The following is a 23,268-nucleotide window of genomic DNA, read 5'->3' as shown; positions in this document are numbered from 1 at the left end:
TCCCATGGGCCTTGCGCGACGCCAAGCAGATGGTCAAACTCCTCGCACTATCGTTATAAGATTACATAACCTTTCTGGAGATTCGTCATGCGTCGTTTGCTTCTTGCCCTGCCATTCGCCCTGCTGCCATTGGCTGTCGCTCACGCGGCGGTGGAGCATGACCACGATCATGAGCATGATCACGAGCACGGCAGCCTGGGCGCCCATGAGCACGGCGTCGCCCGGTTGAATGCGGCCCTGGATGGCCAGACCCTGGAATTGGAATTGGAAAGCCCGGCGATGAACCTGGTGGGCTTCGAACACGCCGCCAGCAGCGATGCCGACAAAGCCAAGGTCGCCGCCGTGCGGGCGCAGCTGGATAAACCCCTGGCGTTGTTCAACCTGCCGGCCGCCGCCAAGTGCACCGTGGCCCAGCAGGAATTGGAAAGCCCGTTGTTCGGTGATGAGCCGGACCACGAAGACCACGACGAAGAGGCAGATGGCGACGGGCACCATGGCGAACACAGCGAGATCCATGCCGACTATCAATTCACTTGCACGGCCCCTGGCGCCTTGAAGAACCTGGATCTGGCGACACTGTTCAAAACCTTTCCGGCCACGCAGAAAATTCAGGTACAACTGATCAGCCCGAGCGGCCAGCAAGGCGTGGAAGTGACGGCCAAGGCGCCAGCCCTGAAATTCTGATTCACCACAAAAACCATGTGGGAGCGAGCCTGCTCGCGAAGGCGCCGGCACATCCAAAACGATGTTGACTGACTCACCGCATTCGCGAGCAGGCTCGCTCCCACAGGAAGTCCTGTTAACCTGAAAAACCGGCGATATGACCCAAGCACTCATCGAACTGTCCGACCTGGGCTTCAGCTGGCCCGGGCATCCGCTACTGCTGGACATCCCGGCGTTTCGCCTGGATGCCGGCGAAACCTTGTTCCTCAAGGGGCCGAGCGGCAGCGGCAAGACCACCTTGCTGGGGCTGTTGGGCGGTGTGCAAACGCCGGATCGCGGCAGCATCCGCCTGCTTGGCCAGGAGCTCACCGAATTGGGCGCGGGCAGCCGCGACCGCTTTCGCGTGGACCACACCGGCTACATCTTCCAGCAGTTCAACCTGCTGCCGTTTCTCTCGGTGCGCGAGAACGTCGAACTGCCTTGCCATTTCTCGAAATTGCGCGCGCAACGGGCCATCCAGCGCCACGGGAGTGTCGATCAAGCCGCCGCCACATTGTTGGCCCACCTGGGGCTGAACGATACGAACCTGCTGGAGCGCCGGGCCGACTCGCTGTCCATCGGCCAACAACAACGGGTCGCCGCCGCTCGGGCCCTGATCGGTCAACCGGAACTGGTGATCGCCGACGAACCGACCTCAGCCCTGGACTACGACGCCCGGGAAAACTTCCTGCGTCTGCTGTTCGCCGAATGCCGCGAAGCCGGGTCGAGCCTGTTGTTCGTCAGTCACGACCAGAGCCTGGCGCCGCTGTTCGACCGTCACCTCTCGCTGGCCGATCTGAATCGCGCCGCCAAGCCACTCGAGGTCTGAGATGTATTTGCTCCGTCTAGCCATGGCCAGCCTGGCGAACCGTCGCTTCACCGCGATCCTTACCGCTTTTACCATTGCCCTCTCGGTGTGCCTGTTGCTCGCGGTGGAGCGAGTCCGCACCGAGGCGCGGGCCAGCTTCGCCAGCACCATCAGCGGCACCGACCTGATCGTCGGTGCCCGCTCCGGCTCCGTGAATCTGTTGCTGTACTCGGTGTTTCGCATCGGCAACGCCACCAACAACATCCGCTGGGACAGCTTCGAGCAGTTCGCCAACAACCCGAAAGTGAAGTGGGCGATCCCCATGTCCCTTGGCGACTCCCATCGCGGTTACCGGGTGATGGGCACCACCGAGGCCTACTTCGAGCATTACCAGTACGGCCGCCGGCAACACCTGGCGTTGGCCGATGGCCGCGCGTTCGCCACCGACCCATTCGAAGTGGTGCTCGGCGCGGAAGTGGCCGAGGCGCTGCATTACAAACTCGGGGAAAAGCTGGTGCTGGCCCACGGCGTGGCGGCGATCAGCCTGGTCAAGCACGACGACAAACCCTTTACCGTGGTGGGGATTCTCAAGCGCACTGGCACGCCGGTGGATCGCACGCTGCACATCAGCCTCGGCGGCATGGAGGCCATCCATATCGATTGGAAAAATGGCGTGCCGGCCCAGGGCAATGGGCGCATCAGCGCCGACCAGGCCCGCAACATGGACCTCACGCCGAAAGCGATTACCGCGTTCATGCTTGGCCTCAACAGCAAGATTTCCACCTTCGCCTTGCAACGCGAGATCAATGAGTTTCGTGGCGAACCGCTGCTGGCGATCCTGCCGGGCGTGGCGCTGCAAGAACTGTGGAGCCTGATGGGCACGGCGGAAAAAGCCTTGTTCGTGATCTCGCTGTTCGTCGTGCTGACTGGCTTGATCGGCATGCTCACGGCGATTCTCACCAGCCTCAACGAGCGGCGCCGGGAGATGGCGATCCTGCGTTCGGTCGGCGCGCGGCCCTGGCATATCGCGAGCCTGCTGGTACTCGAAGCCTTCGCCCTGGCATTGGCCGGGGTCACCGCCGGGCTGGCCTTGTTGTACATCGGCATCGCCGCCGCCCAGGGTTATGTGCAGTCGGCCTACGGTTTGTACCTGCCATTGGGCTGGCCGAGCGAGTATGAATGGACGTTGCTGGCTGGCATTCTGGTCGCCGCCCTGCTGATGGGCAGCGTGCCGGCCTGGCGCGCCTATCGCCAATCGTTGGCCGATGGCCTGTCGATCCGTTTATGAGGACGTTGAAAATGCCCCGCGCCCTGCTTGCGCTGTTGATGATGGTTTCCCTGCCGCTGTGGGCGGCCGAGCCGAGGGACCTGGCCTGGTCGGAGATGATCCCACCGGATGCGCCGCCGGAAGTGCCGAACATGACGCCCCTGCACGACCTGTCGAAGATGAGCGATGCCTTGGCCGCCGAATCCGCCCCGGCGGCCAAGCAGGACCTGCCCAATGCCCCGGTGGTCAAGGCCCTCGATGGCCAGCAGATCCGCTTGCCCGGTTATATCGTGCCGCTGGAAGTCAGCGAGGAAGGCCGCACCACCGATTTCCTGCTGGTGCCGTATTTCGGCGCCTGCATCCACGTGCCGCCCCCGCCGTCGAACCAGATCGTGCATGTGAAAAGCGAAGTCGGGGTCAAGCTCGACGAGCTGTACCAGCCGTACTGGGTCGAAGGGCCGATGCAGGTCAAACCGTCCACCAGTGAACTGGCCGATGCCGGGTATCAGATGGAGGCGCAGAAGATTTATGTCTATGAACTGCCGGAGTGAGCCCCGCAGTGATGCGTTGTTTTTGCGATAGCTTGCTCGCGATGGGCTTCATCACATTTTCATTGAGCTGAGTCAAAAGACCGGACCAGACGGCTCCGTACCATGGGACATCAATTTTCGATGCCTTCTGGAGCCCCCATGCACAAGTCTCTGCTCAGCGCCTCCCTCATCGCGCTAGCCCTCGCTGCGCCGTTTGCCCAAGCCCATACCGCCGGCGACATCATCGTTCGCGCCGGCGCGATCACGGTCAACCCGGACGCCGACAGCTCCAGCGTCAAGGTCGACCGTGGCCCGCTGGCCGGCGCCGACCTGGGCGGTAAGGCGACCCTGAGCAGCGACACACAGTTGGGCCTGAACTTCGCCTACATGCTCACCAACAACTGGGGAATCGAATTGCTGGCGGCCTCGCCATTCGAGCACGACGTGAAACTCAAGGGCACCGCACTCGGCGCCGCCAACAACAAGCTCGGCACCCTCAAGCACCTGCCGCCGACCCTGAGCCTGGTCTACTACCCGCTCGACGCCAAGTCGGCATTCCAACCCTATGTCGGCGCCGGCATCAACTACACCTGGATCTATGACGAACACGTCGGCAGCGAAGCCAGCGCCAATGGATTCAGCAACTTTCGCGCGAAAAACAGCTGGGGCATGGCGTGGCAAGTCGGTGCCGACTACATGCTGACAGACAACATCATGATCAACGGCCAGATCCGCTACATCGACATCGACACCACGGCCTATGTCGACAACAACGCCGTGGCCGGCGGTACCCGGGCCAAAGTGGACGTCGATGTGGACCCGTTCGTCTACATGGTTGGGTTGGGTTACAAGTTCTGACCCCACACGACATTGACATGCCTACACACCCCGTGGCGAGGGAGCTTGCTCCCGCTGGACTGCGAAGCAGGCCCGACGAATTTGCGACCGCTTCGCGCTCGAGCGGGAGCAAGCTCCCTCGCCACAGGTTTCATTTGCCACAAAAGCGATGCATGACTCACAAAAAAGGCGCCCCGAAAGGCGCCTTTTTTTCGGCTGCGAAACTCAGCGCCCCAACAACCGCGCCAGCCCCACGCTCATCGGCGTCTGCTTCGGGACGTTGAAACGCTCCAGTAAACGAGCATTGTTTGCCCGCGAATGGCGGATATCGCCGGAGCGCGCCGGGCCATGGCTAATCGTAGGTAAATCGCCCACCACCACGGCCAGGGCCTGGAGCATCTGCTTCAAGGTCGTGGCCTGGTTCCAGCCGACATTCACCGCGCCGACCTCCACCTCAGGTTTTTCGATGGCCTGGACCAGCACGTCCACCAGATCCTCAACATAGACGAAATCCCGAGTCTGCTCGCCGTCGCCGAACACGGTGATCGGCAGGCCTTTCTGCGCCCGTTCGCTGAAGATACTGATGACGCCTGAATACGGCGAGGATGGATCCTGGCGCGGACCATAGATGTTGAAGAAGCGGAACACCACCGGCTCCAGTTCATGCTGGCGACGATAGAAGTCGAAATAGAATTCGCTGGCCAGTTTGTCTGCCGCATAAGGCGTCAACGGCGCCTTGGGCGTCTCTTCGTCGATGGACTGGCCTTCGCCATTGTTGCCGTAGACCGCGGCGCTGGAGGCGAACAGCACCCGCTTCACTCCGGCCTGGCGCATGGCTTCGCAGACGTTCAGGGTGCCGATGAAATTGCTCTGGTGCGTGCGCACCGGGTCGTCCACCGAGGCTTGCACCGAGGCCACGGCGGCCAGATGCGCCACGGCGCTGCAACCGGCCACGGCCCGGGCGACCAGCGCGGCGTCGGCGACATCACCCTCGATCAGCTCCAGAGCCGGGTTATCCAGCGGCAGGTTGCTGCGCTTGCCAGTGGACAGGTCATCGAGAATGCGCACCGAATGCCCTTTGGCAAGCAAGGCGTCGGTCAGGTGCGAACCAATGAAACCCGCGCCGCCGGTGATGAGAACTGGGCCTTCAGCCATGGCGATAGAACCTATCCAGTAGGGCCGGGAGTGCGGCGCGCCAGGCGCGGGGCTTGATCCCGAAGGTGTGCAGAATTTTCTTGCAGGCCAATACCGCGTGCTGCGGTTCTTCCGCCGCGTCCGGCCTTGCGGCGTGGGCCTGGGGCGTCGGCGACTCGATGGCCAGCGGGTGCAGGGCGCGGGCTTCGGTGAGGATCGCCTGGCCCAAAGCCAGCGGCGTGGTCGCCTCATGCCCGGCGTAATGATAGGTGCCCCACAGCGGCGCCGCGCAATCGAGTTGCTTGAGCACCGAGATGATCACCCGCGCGGCATCGTCCACCGGCGTGGGGTTACCCCGACGGTCGTCGGCCAGCAACAGCTCTTCAGGCTGCTCGGCCCGGGCCAGGAAACGGCCGAGGATGCCGTCGGCGCTGTCGTCCAGCAGCCAGCCAAAACGCAGCAGAACATGTTGCGGGCAAGTGGCGCGCACGCTTTGCTCGATGCGCCACAACGCCTGGCCACGCAGGCCCAGGGGCACCGGTTCATCCTTTTCGCTGTAGGCGGTGGCGCGGGAGCCGTCGAACACGCGATAGCTCGACGGTTGCAGCAAGACAATGTTGTGATGCTGGCACAGTTCGGCCAGGCGCTCGACCGCCCGCTCTTGGCTGGCCAGGCGTTGCTCGCTGACGGTTTCGGCCTGGAACCAGTCGAAGTAGTACGCCAGGTTGATCAAGGCGTCCGGCCGGGTGTCGTCGAGCAACTGCGTGAGGCTCGCGGCATCCCAGCCGTCTTCGGGGGGGCGGGGGGCGAGAAAACCGATGTCTTCTTCCGCACCGAGGCGAATCAGCGCCTGCCCAAGGGCATTTCCGCCGCCCAGTAACATAAGGCGCATTCGCATAAAGTCAGCAGGCCCAGTCTGTTGGCACAAGAATTTGGTCGACAACGCCCGAGGGCGTCGCCGGAATCGTTGCATTTTGCGGGTTTAGTGCGCAACCGTCATCCGTAATGTGTAGATCGCCGGGTTTGCCGTCTTCCAAGGCGGTTGCCGAGCTCTTGTGGCGAGGGGATTTAGCGAAACGTCGCACCGCCCCGCTGGGCTGCGCAGCAGCCCCAACCAAGCAAATGAGGCGAGCCTGACCCACCCAGGTGTTAATTAAAGGGACTGCTGCGCAGTCCAGCGGGGATAAATCCCCTCGCCACTTGCATCCTCCCCACCCCACCCGCCTAAACTGCCCCCATGAATCTGCCCCTTGCAGCCGACCACGCCATGGCAGGCTTTCATCCCGCCGTTCGCGCCTGGTTCAGCCAGACATTCCCGGCCGTCACGGCCGCCCAGGCCCGGGCGTGGCCGTTGATCGGCCAGCGCCGCTCGGTGCTGGTCGCCGCGCCCACGGGTTCGGGCAAGACCCTTACTGCATTTCTCGCGGTCCTGGATGACTTGGTACATCGTGGCCTGGAGCAAGGCGGGCTGCCGGACGAGACACTCGTGGTCTACGTCTCGCCGCTCAAGGCCTTGAGCAACGACATCCAGATCAACCTGCAGAATCCCCTGGCCGGCATCACCGAGCAATTGCAGCGAATGGGGCTGCCGCCCTTGCCCATCACCACCGCCGTGCGCACCGGCGACACGCCGCAAAAAGAACGCTCGGCGATGCGCAAGACCGCGCCGCACATCCTCGTGACCACGCCCGAATCGCTCTATGTGCTGCTCGGCTCCGATTCCGGCCGGCAGATGCTTGCCAGCACCCGCACGGTGATCGTCGATGAAATCCACGCCATCGCCGCCAGCAAGCGCGGCAGCCATCTGGCCTTGAGCCTGGAACGGCTGCAAGCGCTGTGCGCCGAACCGTTGGTGCGCATCGGCTTGTCCGCCACGCAAAAGCCCATCGAGGCGGTATCACGGTTTCTCGTCGGTGAAGGACGCGCCTGTGAAATTGTCGACATCGGCCACGCCCGCCCTCGCGACCTGGACATCGAGGTGCCGCCGGTGCCGCTTTCTGCGGTGATGGCCAATGACGTCTGGGAACTGGTCTACAACCGCCTCGCCGAGCTGGCCCGGGCGCACCGAACCACACTGGTATTCGTCAACACCCGGCGGCTGGCCGAACGCCTGAGTCGTCACTTGAGCGAGCGCCTGGGCAAAGACTCGGTGGCGGCCCACCACGGCAGCCTGGCGAAGGAGTTTCGCCTCGACGCCGAGCAACGCCTCAAGCGCGGCGAGCTGCAAGTACTGATCGCCACGGCGTCGCTGGAGTTGGGCATCGATATCGGCGACGTCGACCTGGTCTGCCAGATCGCCTCGCCCCGTTCGATCTCGGCGTTCCTGCAAAGGGTCGGCCGCTCCGGTCACCAGGTCGGCGGCACGCCCAAGGGGCGCCTGTTCGCTACCACGCGCGACGACTTGATCGAATGCGCCGCCCTGCTCGATTGTGTGCGCCGTGGCGAGCTGGACATCCTGCACATCCCCAAGGCGCCGCTGGACGTCCTGGCCCAGCAGATCGTCGCCGAGGTCAGTTGCCAGGAATGGCATGAGCAGGCGTTGCTGGAGATGTTCCGCCGCGCCTCGCCCTATGCCGGGCTCGACAAAGATCATTACCAGGCCCTGTTGCAAATGCTCGCCGAAGGCCTCAATGGCCGGCAAGGCGTACGCAGTGCCTACCTGCACCGCGATGCCGTGACCCGGACCTTGCGTGGACGGCGGGGTAGCAAGCTGACGGCCGTGACCAGCGGCGGCACCATCCCGGACAACGCTGACTACAGCGTGCTGCTCGAACCGCAGGGCTTGAACATCGGCAGCGTCAACGAAGACTTCGCTGTCGAGAGCATCGCCGGCGACGTCTTCCAACTCGGCAATACCTCGTACCGGATCATTCGCGTCGAGACCGGCCGCGTGCGGGTCGAGGACGCCCAGGGCCAACCGCCCACCATTCCGTTCTGGCTCGGCGAAGCCCCAGGGCGCAGCGCCGAACTGTCCCTGGCCGTGGCCCGCCTGCAAGCCCAGCTGGATCAGTTGCTCGGCGCCACGCCGGGCAACCTGCAACCGGCCCTCGACTGGCTGACCGGCACCTTGCACCTGAACCTCGCCAGCGCCGAACAGATCCTCGATTACCTGGCCCCGGCGCGCCTGGCCTTCGGCGCCCTGCCCTCCCAGGACACCTTGGTGATGGAACGGTTTTTCGACGAATCCGGCGGAACCCAACTGATCATCCACACGCCCTTCGGCAGTCGCATCAACCGCGCCTGGGGCCTGGCCCTGCGCAAGCGTTTCTGCCGCACCTTCAACTTCGAATTGCAGGCCGCCGCCAGCGAGGACGCCATCGTGCTGTCGCTGTCCACCAGCCACAGCTTCGAACTCGACGAAGTCTGGCGCTACCTCAACAGCCAGAGCGCCGAGCAGATCCTGGTCCAGGCGGTGCTGGACGCGCCGTTGTTCGGCGTGCGCTGGCGCTGGAACGCCGGCGTGGCCCTGGCGTTGCCGCGCTACGCGGGCGGGCGCAAAGTCGCGCCGCAGATCCAGCGCATGAAAAGTGAAGATTTGATCGCCAGCGTATTTCCTGACCAGATCGCGTGCCTGGAAAACCTCGCCGGCGAGCGTGAGATTCCCGACCACCCGCTGGTGGAACAGACCCTCGACGATTGCCTCCATGAAGCCATGGACAGCGAAGGCTGGCTGGCCCTGCTGCGACGGATGGAGGCGGGCGAGATACACCTGGTCAGCCGCGACCTGCCTGCGCCCTCGCCCCTGGCGGCAGAAATCCTCAGCGCCCGGCCCTATACCTTTCTCGACGACGCGCCGCTGGAAGAACGCCGCACCCAAGCGGTGATCAATCGACGCTGGAGCGATCCGCAGTCCACCGATGACCTGGGCGCGTTGGACGCCGATGCCATCCAGGCCGTGCGGGAAGAGGCCTGGCCGACGCCGACCAGTATCGATGAAATCCACGAAGCGCTGATGAGCCTGGCCTGCATCGCCGACAGCGAAGCCAGCGCCGAGCCGTCGTGGCGGGAGGGGCTGCAAACCCTGGCCGAGCGCGGCCGCGCCAGCCATGTGCGAATCAGCGATGAACGCGGCCTGTGGGTGCCGTTGGAGCGGCTGACGTGCTTGCAAGCAATTTATCCACAAGCCCAATGGCAGCCGCCGCTGGCACCGCTGCCGGGGTTTGATGCGCCGTGGGACAGCGACGAGGCCGTGGTGGAAGTGCTGCGCGCGCGTCTCAGCGCCTTTGGCCCGCAGCCATTGACCGCGATCGCCTACCCGCTCGGGCTGTCGCCGGCGCAAGCGACCCAGGCCCTGGCCCAGCTGGAACAGCAAGGCTATGTGCTGCGCGGTCGCTTTACCCCGGGCACCGGGCAAGAGGAATGGTGCGAACGGCATCTGCTGGCGCGGATCCACCGCTACACGGTCAAGCGTTTGCGCCGGGAAATCGAGCCGGTAATGTTGCAAGACTTCATGCGGTTCCTGTTCGACTGGCAGCACCTGTCGCCGTCCAGCCAGGGCCGGGGCAGCGCCGTGCTGCCATCGATCATCAGCCAGTTCGAAGGCTACCCGGCCGCCGCCTCGGCCTGGGACAGCGACCTTTTGCCGGCGCGGATCAAGGATTATTCGCCGACCTGGCTTGACGAGCTGTGCCGCAGCGGCAAGTTCGTCTGGACGCGCCTGAGCGCCCGCCAGAAACTGTCCGCCAGCGCCCTGCGCAGCACGCCAATCGTGTTGCTGCCGCGCGCCAAGGTCGCGCTGTGGAGCAGCCTCGCCGAGCAGACACCGATCAGCGAACTGTCGCTCAAGACGCAAAAAGTCCATCAAGCCCTCAGTGAACACGGCGCGTTGTTTTTCGATGAATTGCTGCACGAGGCCCACCTGCTGCGCAGCGAACTGGAAACCGCCTTGCAGGAACTGGTCGGTGCCGGGCTGGTGAATGCCGACAGCTTCGCCGGGCTGCGTGCCCTGATCACCCCCGCCAGCAAACGCCAGGCCCGCAGCAGCCGGCGCGGGCGCGGGGCGTTTGTCGGTGGCATGGACGATGCCGGGCGCTGGGCCTTGCTGCGCCGCAGCTCGCCAGCGCCAGAACCCGGCAACCGGCCCGCGCCCACACCGCCCGACACCCTGGAACACATCGCCATGACCCTGCTGCGCCGTTATGGCGTGGTGTTCTGGCGTTTGCTGGAACGCGAAGCCGACTGGCTGCCGAGCTGGCGTGAGTTGCTGCGCACGTTTCATCGCCTGGAGGCGCGAGGCGAGATTCGGGGCGGGCGTTTCGTCAGCGGGCTGGCCGGCGAACAGTTCGCCCTGCCTGAAGCCATTGCGCTGCTACGCGACGCAAGACGTCGACCCGCCGATGGCAGCCTGGTGGCGGTGTGCGGGGTCGATCCGTTGAACCTCGCTGGCACGTTGCTGCCGGGGGCGAAAGTACCGGCGCTGGCGAGTAATCGGCTGGTTTATCGGGACGGGCTGCCGGTGGCTGCGGTGGTTGCGGGCAAGCAGCATCTGTTTGTGGAGTTGGATGCAGAAGGGATGGCTGGGGTCAGGAACAAGCTTATTCAGAAAAGTTGAGGGTGTCTGACCGGACCCCTTCGCGAGCAAGCTCGCTCCCACATTGGATCTACGGTGAATGGCCAACCCTGTGGGAGCGAGCCTGCTCGCGAAGGGGCCACTAGCATCACTATAAAACTGAGCAACTTACTGAGTTTGCTCAGGGGCAGCACCTTCCTCCTTCGGCTCCTCAACCAAGCGCTTCGGCAACACCACCTGCTGTGGATAAGTCTGCGCGAAGTGCACCGACGGCTCGTTATCCACAAGCTTTTTCAACCGCTGGTTGAACGCCCGGCTCACGGCATATTGTCCGCCCGAGACCGTGCGGAACTGTGCGGTGAGGACCACGCCGTTGAGGTCCATCTTGTCCACGCCGAATACATCCAGCGGCCCTTGCAGGTTGAACTTGAGAAATGGGTCCTCGGAGATCGAATCGCCGGCTTCGCGGATCAGCTCGATGGCGCGGTCCACGTCGGTGTCGTAGGTGAACTGCACCGAGAAAAACGCAAAGGCGAATTGCCGGGATTGGTTGGTCACGGCCTTGATCTGCCCGAACGGCACCGAATGCACGAAGCCCTTGCCGTCGCGCAGGCGCAGGGTGCGAATGGTCAGGCCTTCGACGGTGCCGGCATGGCCGGAGCTGAGCACCACCCAGTCGCCAATGGACAGCGTGTCCTCGATGATGATGAACAGCCCGGTGATCACGTCCTGTACCAATTGTTGCGATCCAAAACCAATCGCCAGCCCCACCACGCCGGCCCCCGCGAGCAATGGCGCGACGTTGATGCCGAGATTGGCCATGGTGGTGATCGCGCAAATCACCACCAGGATTATTTTCGACGCGTTGCGCAACAGCGGCAGGATGGTCTTGACCCGCGTGCTGGGCTGGCGAGCGCCGCGCTTGTTGAGCGGTGGTTTCAGTGCTTCCTGAATCGCCGTGTCGAGCACTACCCACGTCAACCACGTCACCAGGAAGATCAAGCCAATGCGGCTCAGGGAATCACTGATCGCCCGCCCCACGGCATTGCGCGAGGCGAACTCGAACAGCGACACGCCCCAGATCCGCCCGAGGATCTCAATGAATGCCACGGCCATGACGATGCGCAACAACCCATGCAACAGGCTCAACAGTCGCCCTTTGTAGGCGCTGTGGCGCTGGATGGCCTCGGCTTTGGGTGATTTGAAGATGTGCTGGAACACGGTGCTGAGGAACACCGTCGCGATCAGCAAAATGGTGGTGAACAAGGCGCAACGCAGGGCCTTCTGGTTGTCCTCGCCGACACCGACCAGGCTCACCGCCGACACCAGCACCATCAGCAGGATCGGCCAGTACCAAAGGCCGGAAAAGATCCGCAGCGACTCCTGCAATGCGGGTTGCTTCAAGCGCTGGGTCAGCGACCGGTTGCGGATCAGATGGGCCACCGGCCGACGCATGTGGATCACCAGCCAACCGAAGATCATCGAAGCCGACAGGCCGGTGAACACCGCGACGCTGCTGGTGATGTTGCCACCCAGCTGTCGAGCGATCTGCGGGCTGGTCAAGGCATCGCTCAGCGCGGCCAGGAAGCCGATCAGGAACAACGGCCGCGGGCTGAAACGACGAAGGATCGCCACTGCTCGCCGCTTGTGGCCGCCATTGAACATGACGATGACGCAGAGCAGCACCGATGTGGAGACAATGCCGCTGCTGGTGGCGTAGGCAAAACACAACGCCAACGCCCGGCCGACCGACACCTGCAGGAAATGGCTGACATAGAGGGTCAGCGGCAGACAGGCCACGGCCGGTAACGTGTAAGGCAGCAGGTAGCCGAGCAGGTCCAGCATCCGTTGGCGAGTGCGCAGCCAGCGGCGCCGACTCAAACGGCGCATCAGCAATCGCGCGCTGCTCCATATCAGCGCAAACGTCCCCAGCCACACGCCCGAAAGCAACAGGAAATCCCCCGCCACACGCCACGACGAGCGGGACGTCTGATCCACCAGGCGATCCACCTCGTCCGCCGCACGATCCGCCCGCAGACGCCACGCGCCCACCAGGCTGCGGTCAAGGTCGAGCTTGTCCTGGACGTCGTCGATGCTCGAGCTGATGGCCCCCAAAAGGCCCCCCTGTACCAGCGGCTCGGGTTCGGCCGGGGCTTCGGCGGGCTTGGAGGTGCCGGGGATCGCAGCGGTCCCGTAGGCGCTGGTGCCGGTCATGGCCAGCAGGAAAAGCAGCAACACAGTGCTCAATCGGGACAAGACGCAGGGCTCCTTCACGCAGGATCGGTAAGGAACTGATCAACAACGGGCCGGCAAGTTCGCTCGGAAGGCCAATACAACCCTGGTGGCGAGGGGATTTATCCCCGCTGGGCTGCGCAGCGGCCCCAAAAGCAGCCCCTCGGTGTCTCAGGCTGATCATGCCCGACCTTATTGGGCCTGCTGCGCAGGCCAGCGGGGATAAATCCCCTCGCCACAACTGCTCAGCCCCTTCCGTCGGTAAGGCCATCGAAACTTTCCAGCCCGCCCAGCGGTCATCAAAAGACACAGGCGGTACGAGGTCATTGGCACGGGAGGGATACATGACGGCGATCCACATTGGCATTTCCGGTTGGCGCTACACGCCTTGGCGGGGCGACTTCTACCCCAAGGGGCTGGCGCAGAAACGGGAACTGCAATTCGCCTCTCGAGCGGTCAACAGCATCGAAATCAATGGATCGTTCTACGCCCTGCAACGTCCCGAGCGGTATGCCCAGTGGTACGCCGAGACGCCGCCAGGCTTTGTGTTTAGCGTCAAGGCGCCGCGCTTCATCACCCATGTCAAACGCCTGCGGGATATCCACAAGCCGTTGGCGAATTTCTTCGCTTCCGGGGTGCTGGAGCTCAAGGAAAAACTCGGCGCCATCCTCTGGCAGTTTCCGCCCAACTTCAAATTCGACCCGGAGCTGTTCGAGGACTTCCTCAAGCAGCTGCCCCACGACACCCACGCCGCCGCCGCGCTGGCACGCGAGCACGAGTCGCGCCTGGACGGCCACGCCAGCACCGAGACCGATAAAAAGCGACCATTGCGCCACGCGGTGGAGATCCGACATGAAAGCTTCGTCGACCCACGCTTCGTCGCCCTGCTCAAACGCTACGACGTCGCCCTGGTGGTCGCCGATACCGCCGGAAAATGGCCCTATCGCGAGGACGTGACCAGTGACTTCGTCTACCTGCGCCTGCACGGTGCCGAAGAGCTGTACGCCAGCGGCTATACCGACGAGGCGCTCAAGCGTTGGGGCGACCGGATCGAGGCCTGGAGCCACGGCACGCAGCCGAGCGACGCCCAGTTGATCGATCCGAAAAAAAAGCCTCGGGCACGCAAGAGCCGAGAGGTGTTCTGCTATTTCGACAACGACATCAAGGTCCGCGCGCCCTACGACGCGCGCCACCTGCTGGAGCGCTTCGACCTGGACAAGCACCTCGCCACCGCTCCCGGTGAGCGCCCGGCAGAAGGAGTATTGCCATGAGCACGCCAGAATCCAGCGAAGCCACCCGCGAGCCGTTGCAGGACGCCGCGCAGCGCTTGCTCGACCAGGTCAATCGATTCACGGTGCTGACGGTCAATACGCACAAGGGCTTCACCGCGTTGAACCGGCGTTTCATCCTGCCGGAACTGCGCGAAGCCGTGCGCAGCGTTTCCGCCGACGTGGTGTTCCTGCAAGAAGTGCATGGCACGCACGAGCACCATCCCCAGCGCTACAGCAACTGGCCGAGCATCCCCCAATACGAATTCCTCGCCGACACCCTCTGGCCGCAGTTCGCCTACGGGCGCAACGCGGTGTATCCGGCGGGCGACCATGGCAACGCGTTGCTGTCGAAATTCCAGATCATCCGCCACGACAACCTCGACGTGTCCATCAGCGGCCATGAAAGCCGCGGCATGCTGCACAGCGTATTGCGCCTGCCGAACGCTGAGGGTGGACGGGACGTGCACGCCATTTGCGTCCACCTGGGGCTGCGTGAAGGCCATCGCGTAGAACAATTGAAGTTGCTTTGCCAACGCCTGGGCGAGCTGCCGCCCGAGGCCCCGGTGATCGTCGCGGGGGATTTCAACGATTGGCGCGGCAAGGCCACTGACCTGCTCGAACCCTGCGGTTTGCGGGAGGTGTTCGCTGAACAGTGGGGCAAACCGGCCCGAAGCTTTCCGGCACGCCTGCCGATTTTGCGCCTGGACCGGATCTATGTGCGCAACCTCAAGGCCCATCACGCCCAGGTACTGAATGTACGACCCTGGTCGCACCTTTCCGACCACGCACCGCTGTCGGTGGAGATTGAATTATGAGCGCGACGATGAACAAGGCGACGGTGGAAAAGGTCGAGGTACCGCCCACAGAGCGCAACCCGGCGCTGGCCGACGTCGAATATGGCTGGCATGGCAACAACCGCGTCACGCTCCTGGAAAACGGAGAGGAGTATTTCCCACGTGTCTTCGAGGCGATTCGCCGTGCCCAGGAAGAAGTTCTCCTGGAGACTTTCATTCTGTTCGAGGACAAGGTCGGCTTCGAACTGCGGGACATATTGGTGGACGCGGCCAAGCGCGGCGTACGCATCACCGTCAACCTCGACGGTTTTGGTTGCGGTGAGCTGAGCACTGCGTTTCTCGCGTCGTTGAGCGATGCCGGAGTACGCCTGCAAATGTTCGACCCTGCCCCACGGCACCTGGGCATCCGCACCAACTGGTTCCGCCGCCTGCACCGCAAGATCGTGGTAGTGGATGGCGTGATCGCATTCATCGGCGGGATCAACTTTTCCGCTGACCACCTGGGCGATTTCGGCCCCGAGGCCAAGCAGGATTATTCGGTGGAGATCAAAGGCCCGGCGGTGGTGGATATCCATCACTTCGCGCTGCTGCAAACCGGGCGTCCGGCCCGGGCCAAGTATTGGTGGCAACGTCGCCGCAGCCGCCGTACCGAGCTGGCATTCAATGATCATGACGGTCAGGTGCGCCTGGTTTATCGCGATAACCACGAGCATCAGACCGACATCGAGGAGGTCTACCTGCAAGTGCTGCGCAGCGCCCAGCGCCGGGTAGTGATCGCCAACGCCTATTTCTTCCCCGGTTATCGGTTGCTGCGTGAGCTGCGCAACGCCGCGCGACGCGGCGTCGAGGTGCGGCTGATCCTGCAAGGGCAACCGGACATGATGATCGCCAAGCTCGCGGCGCGGATGCTTTATGACCATTTGATCAAGGCCGGCGTGACGATCTACGAATATTGCGAGCGCCCGCTGCATGGCAAGGTCGCCCTGGTGGACGAGGACTGGGCCACCGTGGGTTCGAGCAACCTCGACCCGCTGAGCCTGTCGCTGAACCTGGAAGCCAACGTGCTGATCCGCGACCGCGGCTTCAACCGCGAGCTGTTCGAGCGTCTCGAACACCTGAGCCGCAATCACTGCACCGTCATGCCAGAAAACCACGCCCCGCGCGGGCTGCTCTGGCGCATGACTATCGGTTTCATGGTGTTCCACTTCCTGCGTCATTTTCCGGCCTGGGCCGGATGGCTGCCGGCCCATAAACCACGTCTGAAACCTTTTTCACCGCCGACGGCGGTCCGGAGCGAACCCCATGAACCACTCTGACGCGCACACCGCGCCGAGAGATGCCCATGCGCCGGAACAGGCCAAGCCCAAGTCCCGCTGGAGCCGCTGGAAACGCCCGCTGACCCTGGCTTTTTTCCTGCTGTTGATTGTGCTGTTCACCGCATTGGCCCGGCGCATCGACTGGTCCGAGGTTTTCACCACCCTGGCGGACTTCAAGCTGCGCACGCTTTTCATTGCCGCCGCCCTGACCATCACCAGTTTCGTCACCTACGCCTGCTTCGATCTGATCGGCCGTACCTACATCCGGCAGAAACTTGGGTGGCGGCAGATCCTGCCGGTGGGGGTGATCAGTTATGCGTTCAATCTCAACCTCAGCGCCTGGGTAGGTGGCATCGCCATGCGCTACCGACTTTATTCGCGGCTGGGGGTGAGCACAGGCAACATCGCCAAGATCCTGGGCTTGAGCCTGGCAACCAACTGGTTCGGTTATATGACCCTGGCCGGCGTGGTGTTCAGCAGCGGCCTGGTGACCATGCCTCCAGGCTGGAAGCTGAGCAGCAATGCACTGCAAGGCGTCGGGGCGCTGTTGTTGCTGGCAAGCGCCGGCTACCTGCTGGCCTGCCGCTTTTCAAAACGCCGCGCCTGGACGGTTCGGGGGATGGAGATCAACCTGCCTTCCCTGCGCATGGCCGTGCTGCAACTGGCCCTCGGGGCGTTGAACTGGTCGCTGATGGCGGCGGTGATCTTTACGTTGCTACCGAGCAAACTGGATTACCCGGTTGTGCTCGGGGTGTTGCTGATCAGCAGTATCGCCGGGGTGATCACTCACATTCCCGCTGGGCTCGGCGTGCTGGAAGCGGTGTTCGTCGCGCTGCTGCAGCATGAGGTGTCGCGGGGCAGCTTGATTGCGGGGCTGATTGCCTATCGGGCGATCTATTTCATCCTGCCGTTGTTGATCACGGTGGTGATGTACCTGGTGATCGAGGCGAAGGCCAAGGCGTTGCGGGTCAAGCCTGGGGTCAAGTGATGCGGTGCCTGATCCGACGAACAGGCCCGCCTGGACACTTATGTCTACCGCTCCTGAATGATGCTCAACCGCTCGCCCACCACCATCTCCGTGATCCAGCTCACCAGGATCGAGGTGTAGGCCTGTTGTGACACGGGGTCGCTCAGGGAATGGTCGGCGCCGTCGATGATCCGGTGGGTCAGCGAATGGGTCTGCTGACAGGCGGCGCGGTAGCTCATGATGGTGGCATGGGGCACATGATCGTCGGTCTCGGACTCCACCAGCAGCACATCGCCTGTGAACTGCGAGCACGCGTGCAAGGCGCGATTGGTGTCGGCATGGACGAGCGTGCTGCGATAATCGAGCAGGTCGGCTTTATCCAGGTCGCGCTTGGGCGTGTGCCATTGCTCGTCGCGATAAAGTGCCGGCACGCGCAAGGCCAGCCAACGCACCGGACGCAGCGAGGTCAGGATCGAGGCCAGGTAGCCACCGTAGCTGGTGCCAACCACGGCTATCGCCGAGGTATCGAGGGCGGGATGGGCGAGCAATCGGTCGTAGGCCGCCAGCAGGTCCCGCAGATTGTCCTCCCGCGTGACCCGTGACAGCGGGATCCCGGCGCCCCCCGTATGCCCGCGCAAGTCGAACGTTAGGCAGACACAGCCCAGGCCGGCGATGCCCTTGGCCCGCTCCAGGTCGCGCTCCTGGCTGCCGCCCCAACCGTGTACGAACAACACGCCGGGGACCTTCGACTTGGGGCTGAGGAAGGTCCCGTTCATATGCTCATCGTCAATGGCAATCTGGATGGTTTCGCTTCTAGCCGTCATAGGATTGGACCGTTACGTATTTGAGTAGGAAATCACCATTCTCTGCCGCGCCGCGATAAACCTCCGTAGCGCCGGCCGGCAGTGGTTGGTCGGTGTAGGTCTCAACCGAGGACACCCGAACCGCGCGGGTCGCGGGATCCTCGACAAACACCTGCAATGCCGCGAGCTCCGCGCTGCTGGCGCCGCCCATTCGCCACGACTGCTCCAGCACGCCGCCGCGAAATTGGCCACCGGTGTCGGTCCCTTGGGCAATGTCGTAGTTGCGCCGCGAAGCAAAGAACGTGGGATACGCCTGGTTGGCAGCGTCATCGAACACCTGCGCCAGCCGCACCGCTTCGCGCACATCGTCCGGCAATTCCAGGCCGAGCAACTCGATGTAGCCACCCTGGGCCACCAGCAGGTCAGAGCCGCCGTAGACCTCTTCGCCTTGGTTGTCGCGGGTCAGGTGCTGGACGCCGCAATAGCTCAGGACCTTGCCGTTGATAAAGCTCTGGCCCACGCTCTGGGTCTTGACCTCATTGAGGTTCTGCTCCAGCACGATCCCCTCGCTGAATAACGCCTGAGCGTCTGGAGCCGCGACGATTTCATCGAATTGCGCGATGCTGCGGATAACCCGCTGACCCCGTCCGGCACAAGCATGGATTGGCTTGAAGCGAATCGGCCCGGCGTAGAGCAAATGCTCGGCGGCCTGGCGCGCATCCTTGAGCGAGAAGACGCTGACACCATCAAGCACGACGCCACGGGTCAACTTGCCGAACAGCGGTGACCAGCCCTTCGGCGCGACCGCGTCCTTATTCAACAGACCATGGGCAATCGCCTTGGTGCAGATGAAATCGTGATCGACATACCCGCCCCAGAGATCGTCCGGTCCTTTGACGCCCAGACGCAACGCGGCCTCTGGACCGATCAGAGTTTGCGTAGGCAACAGATACAAATCCCGCTCGGCGTGTTGCTGGCTGTCGTAACTGCCGCCGTATTCCAAGCCAAGGATATTCGCCAACCAGCGGGCCAGAGCCCTATTGGTTTCGACTTCATGCAGGGGTGCCTGGGGATTGACCGAGTGCGCCACCACTAATTTGTCACGAGGGATCGACGTCATGCGTTGTCCTTTTAACTGCGCTCAATAGCCGTAGCTATAAGGATTGCAGAGATCAGGCCAACGGCTCGGCGGGGGACGAACGGTCGAGGAAACGGGGGGATGGGCGAATAATGTGGCACGGGGCCTGTTTCATTCTGCACGACTGCAAGCGGCGGTCCGGCAATTTGCACGACCGCTGCGCACAACCCCGTCAGCCTCTGGGTGCGTTCTGAGGAGTCACGCCAAATTTCGCCCGGTAGTCACTCGGCGCTAAGCCGGTAATTTTTTTGAAAGTCGCTCGAAAGGCAGAAGGGTCCTGATAGCCGACGGTCCAGGCGATGTGATCGATGGTGCCGTTGGTGAATTCCAGCATTTCCCGAGCCTTGCCAACTCGCAGGTGCTGGCAGTATTCGGTGGGCTTGAGGCCCGTGGCCGCACGGAACCTGCGCAGGAAGGTGCGCTCTTCCAGTCCCGCCTGTTCGGCCATCGCGCCAAGGGAAACATCCACCGCGCCGCTGCGTTGCAGCCAGTGTTGCACCTTCAGGATCGCACCGTCGCCATGCCCCAGGATTGGCGCGAAATTGCTGCCGCACTGGCTCGCGCTGTCGCTGTGCTCGATCACCAGGAACTGCGCGGTGCGTGTGGCGATGCTTGGCCCGAGCAGACGATCCACCAGCCGCAGCCCAAGCTCCGCCCAGGCCATGAGCCCGGCGGTGGTGATCAGATCGCCGTCGTCCACAATGGGTTTATCGGCGTCCAGCTTGATCTTGGGATAACGCGCCGCGAAGGTCGTGGCTGAAGTCCAATGGGTGGTCGCGCTGCGCCCATTCAGCAAACCGCTTTCGGCCAGCAGGATCGAGCCGACGCAAACCCCGCCCAAAACGGTGCCGCCTGCGTGCTGCGTCCGTAGCCAATCCATCAGTGTCGGCGTCGCGATAGTTTCATTGAAGCCTGCAATAGAGGGCGGTATCAACAAGGCGATCAAGGGCGCGTGCGGACCGGCATCGCTGGCAAACACCCGCGACGGCACTTCGCCGTTCGCCGTTTGCCAGTGACTTACGCGCAGCCGTGGCAATTGTACACTGGCCTGCTCCGCCGCGATGGCATCCGCCACCGCAAACAAGTCGGTCAAACCGTGCACCGCCGCCATTTGCGCGCCGGGGTAGATCAGCACGCCGAGTTCGACGAATGCCCTTTCCTGCGCCATTGTCAGTTTTCCCTCGCTTATTGTCGTTGCGGCCAATCGTCGAATCCCGGACAAACGCCAATACTGGCGCCACATCCTGATTAAACGAGGAAGACCCCATGTCCAAGCAAGCGCTCATCGTAGTCGATATCCAGAATGACTACTTCCCCCAAGGGAAATGGCCCCTGGCCGGCGCCGAAGCAGCCGCCGATAACGCCGCCAGGTTGATCGAGGCGTTTCGCCAGGCCGCAAACCAGGTGATTCACATCCGCCACGAATTCACTTCCGACCAGGCCCCTTTCTTCACGCCAGGCTCCGAAGGCGCGCAGTTGCACCCCAAGGTAACCAACCGCGCCGACGAACCCGTGGTGCTCAAACACTTCGTCAATGCGTTTCGCGAAACCGAGCTGCAAGCGACACTCGAGCATCACGGTATCGAACGGCTGGTGGTCGTGGGTAGCATGAGCCACATGTGCATCGACGGCATTACGCGGGCGGCCGCTGACATGGGTTATGAGGTGACGGTGGTCCACGACGCCTGCGCCAGCCGCGACCTGGAATTCAATGGGCTTGTCGTCCCTGCTGCCCATGTCCATGCCGCGTTCATGTCGGCGCTGGGGTTTGCCTATGCGAAGGTGGTGAGTACGGAACAACTACTGGCTGTCGAAAAGCCCTAACCAACTCTCAGGCAGAAAAAAACCGCGCCTCGGGAACCGAAGCGCGGTTTTGTTTCAGCTTGGAGCTTGGAGCTTGGGGCTTGAGTGCTCAGAGCTGCCTCAGAACGGAATATCGTCATCGAAGCTGTCGAAATCCGGTGCCGGCTGCGGCGCGGCCTGTTGTGGGGCCGGGCGCTCGCGTTGTGGCTGTGGCGCTGACTGCGGACGAGGGGCTTGCTGGCGCGGGGCGGACTGCTGGTAGTTGTTGCCACCCTGCTGCTGGTCGCCTTGCGGACGGCCACCAAGCAATTGCATGGTGCCTTGCATGTCGACCACGATTTCAGTGGTGTAGCGCTTGATGCCGTCCTTTTCCCACTCGCGGGTCTGCAGCTTGCCTTCGATGTACACCTGCGAACCCTTGCGCAGGTATTCGCCGGCGATCTCGGCCACTTTGCCGAACATCGACACGCGGTGCCATTCGGTCTTCTCGACCTTCTGGCCGGTCTGCTTGTCGGTCCATTGTTCGCTGGTCGCCAGGCTCAGGTTGGTCACGGCGTTGCCGTTAGGCAGGTAGCGAACTTCTGGATCCTGGCCGCAAGTACCGACCAATATGACTTTGTTAACCCCACGGGCCATAACGTTCTCCTAGGCTTCGCACGCTGCCGGGGCCGGGTTGTTCACCAGGCGCTCGAGCGTCGCACGATCCAATAATTCGGTGTCCAGTTTGATGTATACGGCCGCCTCGTCGGCGACCACCACTGCATCGGTTACTCCAACGACGGCCCTGAGGCGCTCGGCCAGGCCTGCTTCGCGAATGGCTTCGGGCGACAACGGCAAGCGCAGGCTCGTCACATACGGAGGTTCGCGCATGGTAACAGCAAAGGCCAACCAAAGTGCAGCCAGCGCGGCGCAACCCAGGAACACAACCGACAAACCGCCATGCTGGAACAGCCAGCCGCCGAGAATCCCGCCCAACGCCGAACCGAGGAATTGGCTGGTGGAATACACCCCCATCGCCGTGCCCTTGCCGCCCGCCGGTGAAACCTTGCTGATCAGCGACGGCAACGACGCCTCCAGCAGATTGAACGCGGTAAAGAAAACCACGGTGCCGATCACCAGGGCCCGCAGGCTGTCGCCGAACTGCCAGAAGAATAGCTCAGTGAGCATGAGGGTCACGACGGCGCCGAGTAAAACTCGTTTCATTTTGCGTCGCTTCTCGCCATAGATGATGAACGGGACCATGGCGAAGAACGAAATAACCAGTGCCGTCAGGTATACCCACCAATGCTGCTCCTTGGGCAGGCCGGCCTTTTGCACAAGTGCCAGCGGCAGGGCCACGAAGCTGGACATCAGCATGGCGTGGAGGACGAAGATGCCCAGGTCCAGGCGCAGCAGGTCGGGATGTTTGAGTGTCGGCACCAGCGCCTGGCGGGCCACGCCGGATTCGCGGTGCTGCAAGGGCCCGGTAGAGCGCGGCACGAAGACCGCGACGATGAGGATACCGACCAATGCCATGGCACCGGTTGCCAGAAACAGGCCCGATAAGCCAAAGGCACGCGTCACCAACGGTCCTACAACCATGGCGACCGCGAACGACAGACCAATCGTCATGCCGATCATGGCCATGGCTTTTGTCCGATGCTGTTCGCGAGTCAGGTCTGACAGCAAGGCCATGACGGCGGCGGAGATCGCCCCCGCCCCTTGCAGGATCCGTCCGGCGATCACGCCCCAGATCGAATCCGCGTTCGCCGCCAGCACACTGCCGAGGGCAAACACGATGAGCCCCAGGTAAATGACGGGACGTCGCCCGATACGGTCGGAAATAATACCGAAGGGAATCTGGAAAATGGCCTGGGTCAGGCCATAGGCGCCGATCGCCAACCCGATGAGGGCCGGGGTCGCGCCCGCCAGGTCCATGCCATAGGTCGCCAGTACCGGCAACACCATGAACATGCCCAGCATGCGGAAGGCGAACACCAGGGCCAGACCGCTTGCCGCGCGGGTCTCGCCGCTACTCATGCGTTCGCTGTGGGGATCGTGCATGGAAAAACCTCGTGTGAACCGGCGGGGATTCTACCAGTCCCATCGATTGAGGGGGTATATGGCGACCGTTTGCCGCGCAGTCTTCATGTATGACACTTGATAGTGTGTATCCAT

The 23,268-nt window shown here is 63.1% G+C and carries 19 protein-coding genes; 11 read left to right on the top strand and 8 right to left on the bottom strand.

Annotated features, from left to right (window positions below; translation table 11 throughout):
- Positions 1-87 precede the first annotated feature (87 nt).
- From ACLK1G_RS23465 to ACLK1G_RS23445, 5 genes are all read left to right on the top strand, one after another.
- Positions 88-684, top strand: coding sequence for a DUF2796 domain-containing protein (locus tag ACLK1G_RS23465; protein ID WP_420767546.1), 597 nt, complete (start codon positions 88-90; stop codon positions 682-684).
- A gap of 136 nt (positions 685-820) precedes the next feature.
- Positions 821-1,531 (top strand): ABC transporter ATP-binding protein, encoded by a 711-nt coding sequence (locus ACLK1G_RS23460; protein WP_420767545.1) that lies wholly within the window; start codon positions 821-823, stop codon positions 1,529-1,531.
- 1 nt (position 1,532) lies between these two features.
- Positions 1,533-2,798 carry an ABC transporter permease gene (locus tag ACLK1G_RS23455; protein ID WP_420767544.1) on the top strand — a complete coding sequence of 422 codons (1,266 nt, stop codon included), beginning with the start codon at positions 1,533-1,535 and terminating at the stop codon, positions 2,796-2,798.
- A gap of 11 nt (positions 2,799-2,809) precedes the next feature.
- Positions 2,810-3,328: a DUF3299 domain-containing protein gene (locus ACLK1G_RS23450; protein WP_420767543.1), complete on the top strand. Its 519-nt coding sequence runs from the start codon at positions 2,810-2,812 to the stop codon at positions 3,326-3,328.
- A gap of 138 nt (positions 3,329-3,466) precedes the next feature.
- Positions 3,467-4,165 (top strand): OmpW/AlkL family protein, encoded by a 699-nt coding sequence (locus tag ACLK1G_RS23445; RefSeq protein ID WP_420767542.1) that lies wholly within the window; start codon positions 3,467-3,469, stop codon positions 4,163-4,165.
- A gap of 204 nt (positions 4,166-4,369) precedes the next feature.
- On the opposite strand, the gene ACLK1G_RS23440 is transcribed toward ACLK1G_RS23445, so the two are convergent.
- Together ACLK1G_RS23440 and ACLK1G_RS23435 are read right to left on the bottom strand one after the other, a co-directional pair.
- Entirely contained in the window at positions 4,370-5,299 is a 930-nt protein-coding gene (locus ACLK1G_RS23440; protein ID WP_420767541.1) for an NAD-dependent epimerase/dehydratase family protein, read from the bottom strand.
- Complete coding sequence (locus ACLK1G_RS23435) at positions 5,292-6,176, bottom strand: sugar nucleotide-binding protein (RefSeq protein ID WP_420767540.1); 885 nt, start codon at positions 6,174-6,176, stop codon at positions 5,292-5,294. Before ACLK1G_RS23435 ends, ACLK1G_RS23440 begins: the two co-directional genes overlap by 8 nt.
- Before the next feature lie 339 nt (positions 6,177-6,515).
- On the opposite strand from ACLK1G_RS23435, the gene ACLK1G_RS23430 reads away from it, so the two are divergent.
- Positions 6,516-10,829, top strand: a complete 4,314-nt coding sequence (locus ACLK1G_RS23430) for an Lhr family helicase (protein ID WP_420767539.1) — start codon at positions 6,516-6,518, stop codon at positions 10,827-10,829.
- A 126-nt stretch (positions 10,830-10,955) separates the two neighbouring features.
- Here ACLK1G_RS23430 and ACLK1G_RS23425 read toward each other — a convergent pair whose 3' ends face one another.
- Positions 10,956-13,001 (bottom strand): mechanosensitive ion channel family protein, encoded by a 2,046-nt coding sequence (locus tag ACLK1G_RS23425; RefSeq protein WP_420767583.1) that lies wholly within the window; start codon positions 12,999-13,001, stop codon positions 10,956-10,958.
- Between the two features lie 362 nt (positions 13,002-13,363).
- Here ACLK1G_RS23425 and ACLK1G_RS23420 point away from each other — a divergent pair, with 362 nt between their 5' ends.
- Genes ACLK1G_RS23420 through ACLK1G_RS23405 form a run of 4 tightly spaced genes read left to right on the top strand, consistent with a single transcriptional unit; the run spans position 13,364 to position 17,388 of the window.
- A complete protein-coding gene (locus tag ACLK1G_RS23420) occupies positions 13,364-14,290 on the top strand; it encodes a DUF72 domain-containing protein (RefSeq protein ID WP_420767538.1) in 927 nt (308 codons plus the stop codon).
- A complete protein-coding gene (locus tag ACLK1G_RS23415) occupies positions 14,287-15,105 on the top strand; it encodes an endonuclease/exonuclease/phosphatase family protein (protein WP_420767537.1) in 819 nt (272 codons plus the stop codon). The genes ACLK1G_RS23420 and ACLK1G_RS23415 overlap by 4 nt, the downstream gene beginning before the upstream one ends.
- The gene (clsB, locus tag ACLK1G_RS23410; protein ID WP_420767536.1) at positions 15,102-16,400 is read left to right on the top strand and encodes a cardiolipin synthase ClsB; all 1,299 of its coding nucleotides are present in this window, start codon (positions 15,102-15,104) and stop codon (positions 16,398-16,400) included. The genes ACLK1G_RS23415 and clsB overlap by 4 nt, the downstream gene beginning before the upstream one ends.
- Positions 16,387-17,388 carry a lysylphosphatidylglycerol synthase domain-containing protein gene (locus ACLK1G_RS23405; protein ID WP_420767535.1) on the top strand — a complete coding sequence of 334 codons (1,002 nt, stop codon included), beginning with the start codon at positions 16,387-16,389 and terminating at the stop codon, positions 17,386-17,388. The genes clsB and ACLK1G_RS23405 overlap by 14 nt, the downstream gene beginning before the upstream one ends.
- Before the next feature lie 44 nt (positions 17,389-17,432).
- On the opposite strand, the gene ACLK1G_RS23400 is transcribed toward ACLK1G_RS23405, so the two are convergent.
- From ACLK1G_RS23400 to ACLK1G_RS23390, 3 genes are all read right to left on the bottom strand, one after another.
- A complete protein-coding gene (locus ACLK1G_RS23400; RefSeq protein WP_305498458.1) occupies positions 17,433-18,191 on the bottom strand; it encodes an alpha/beta hydrolase family protein in 759 nt (252 codons plus the stop codon).
- Positions 18,181-19,290: a DUF3182 family protein gene (locus tag ACLK1G_RS23395; RefSeq protein WP_420767534.1), complete on the bottom strand. Its 1,110-nt coding sequence runs from the start codon at positions 19,288-19,290 to the stop codon at positions 18,181-18,183. Before ACLK1G_RS23395 ends, ACLK1G_RS23400 begins: the two co-directional genes overlap by 11 nt.
- A gap of 190 nt (positions 19,291-19,480) precedes the next feature.
- Positions 19,481-20,476, bottom strand: a complete 996-nt coding sequence (locus ACLK1G_RS23390) for a GlxA family transcriptional regulator (RefSeq protein WP_420767533.1) — start codon at positions 20,474-20,476, stop codon at positions 19,481-19,483.
- 98 nt (positions 20,477-20,574) lie between these two features.
- On the opposite strand from ACLK1G_RS23390, the gene ACLK1G_RS23385 reads away from it, so the two are divergent.
- Entirely contained in the window at positions 20,575-21,132 is a 558-nt protein-coding gene (locus tag ACLK1G_RS23385; protein ID WP_420767532.1) for a cysteine hydrolase family protein, read from the top strand.
- A 99-nt stretch (positions 21,133-21,231) separates the two neighbouring features.
- Here the strand turns inward: ACLK1G_RS23385 and ACLK1G_RS23380 are convergent, their stop codons facing one another.
- Both ACLK1G_RS23380 and ACLK1G_RS23375 read right to left on the bottom strand, forming a co-directional pair.
- The gene (locus ACLK1G_RS23380) at positions 21,232-21,747 is read right to left on the bottom strand and encodes a single-stranded DNA-binding protein (protein ID WP_024778338.1); all 516 of its coding nucleotides are present in this window, start codon (positions 21,745-21,747) and stop codon (positions 21,232-21,234) included.
- 9 nt (positions 21,748-21,756) lie between these two features.
- Positions 21,757-23,154 (bottom strand): MFS transporter, encoded by a 1,398-nt coding sequence (locus tag ACLK1G_RS23375; RefSeq protein WP_420767531.1) that lies wholly within the window; start codon positions 23,152-23,154, stop codon positions 21,757-21,759.
- Positions 23,155-23,268 lie beyond the last annotated feature (114 nt).

It is taken from the genome of Pseudomonas algeriensis (assembly GCF_048847255.1).
Lineage (GTDB): Bacteria > Pseudomonadota > Gammaproteobacteria > Pseudomonadales > Pseudomonadaceae > Aquipseudomonas.
This window is presented reverse-complemented; position numbering and strand designations above follow the sequence as displayed.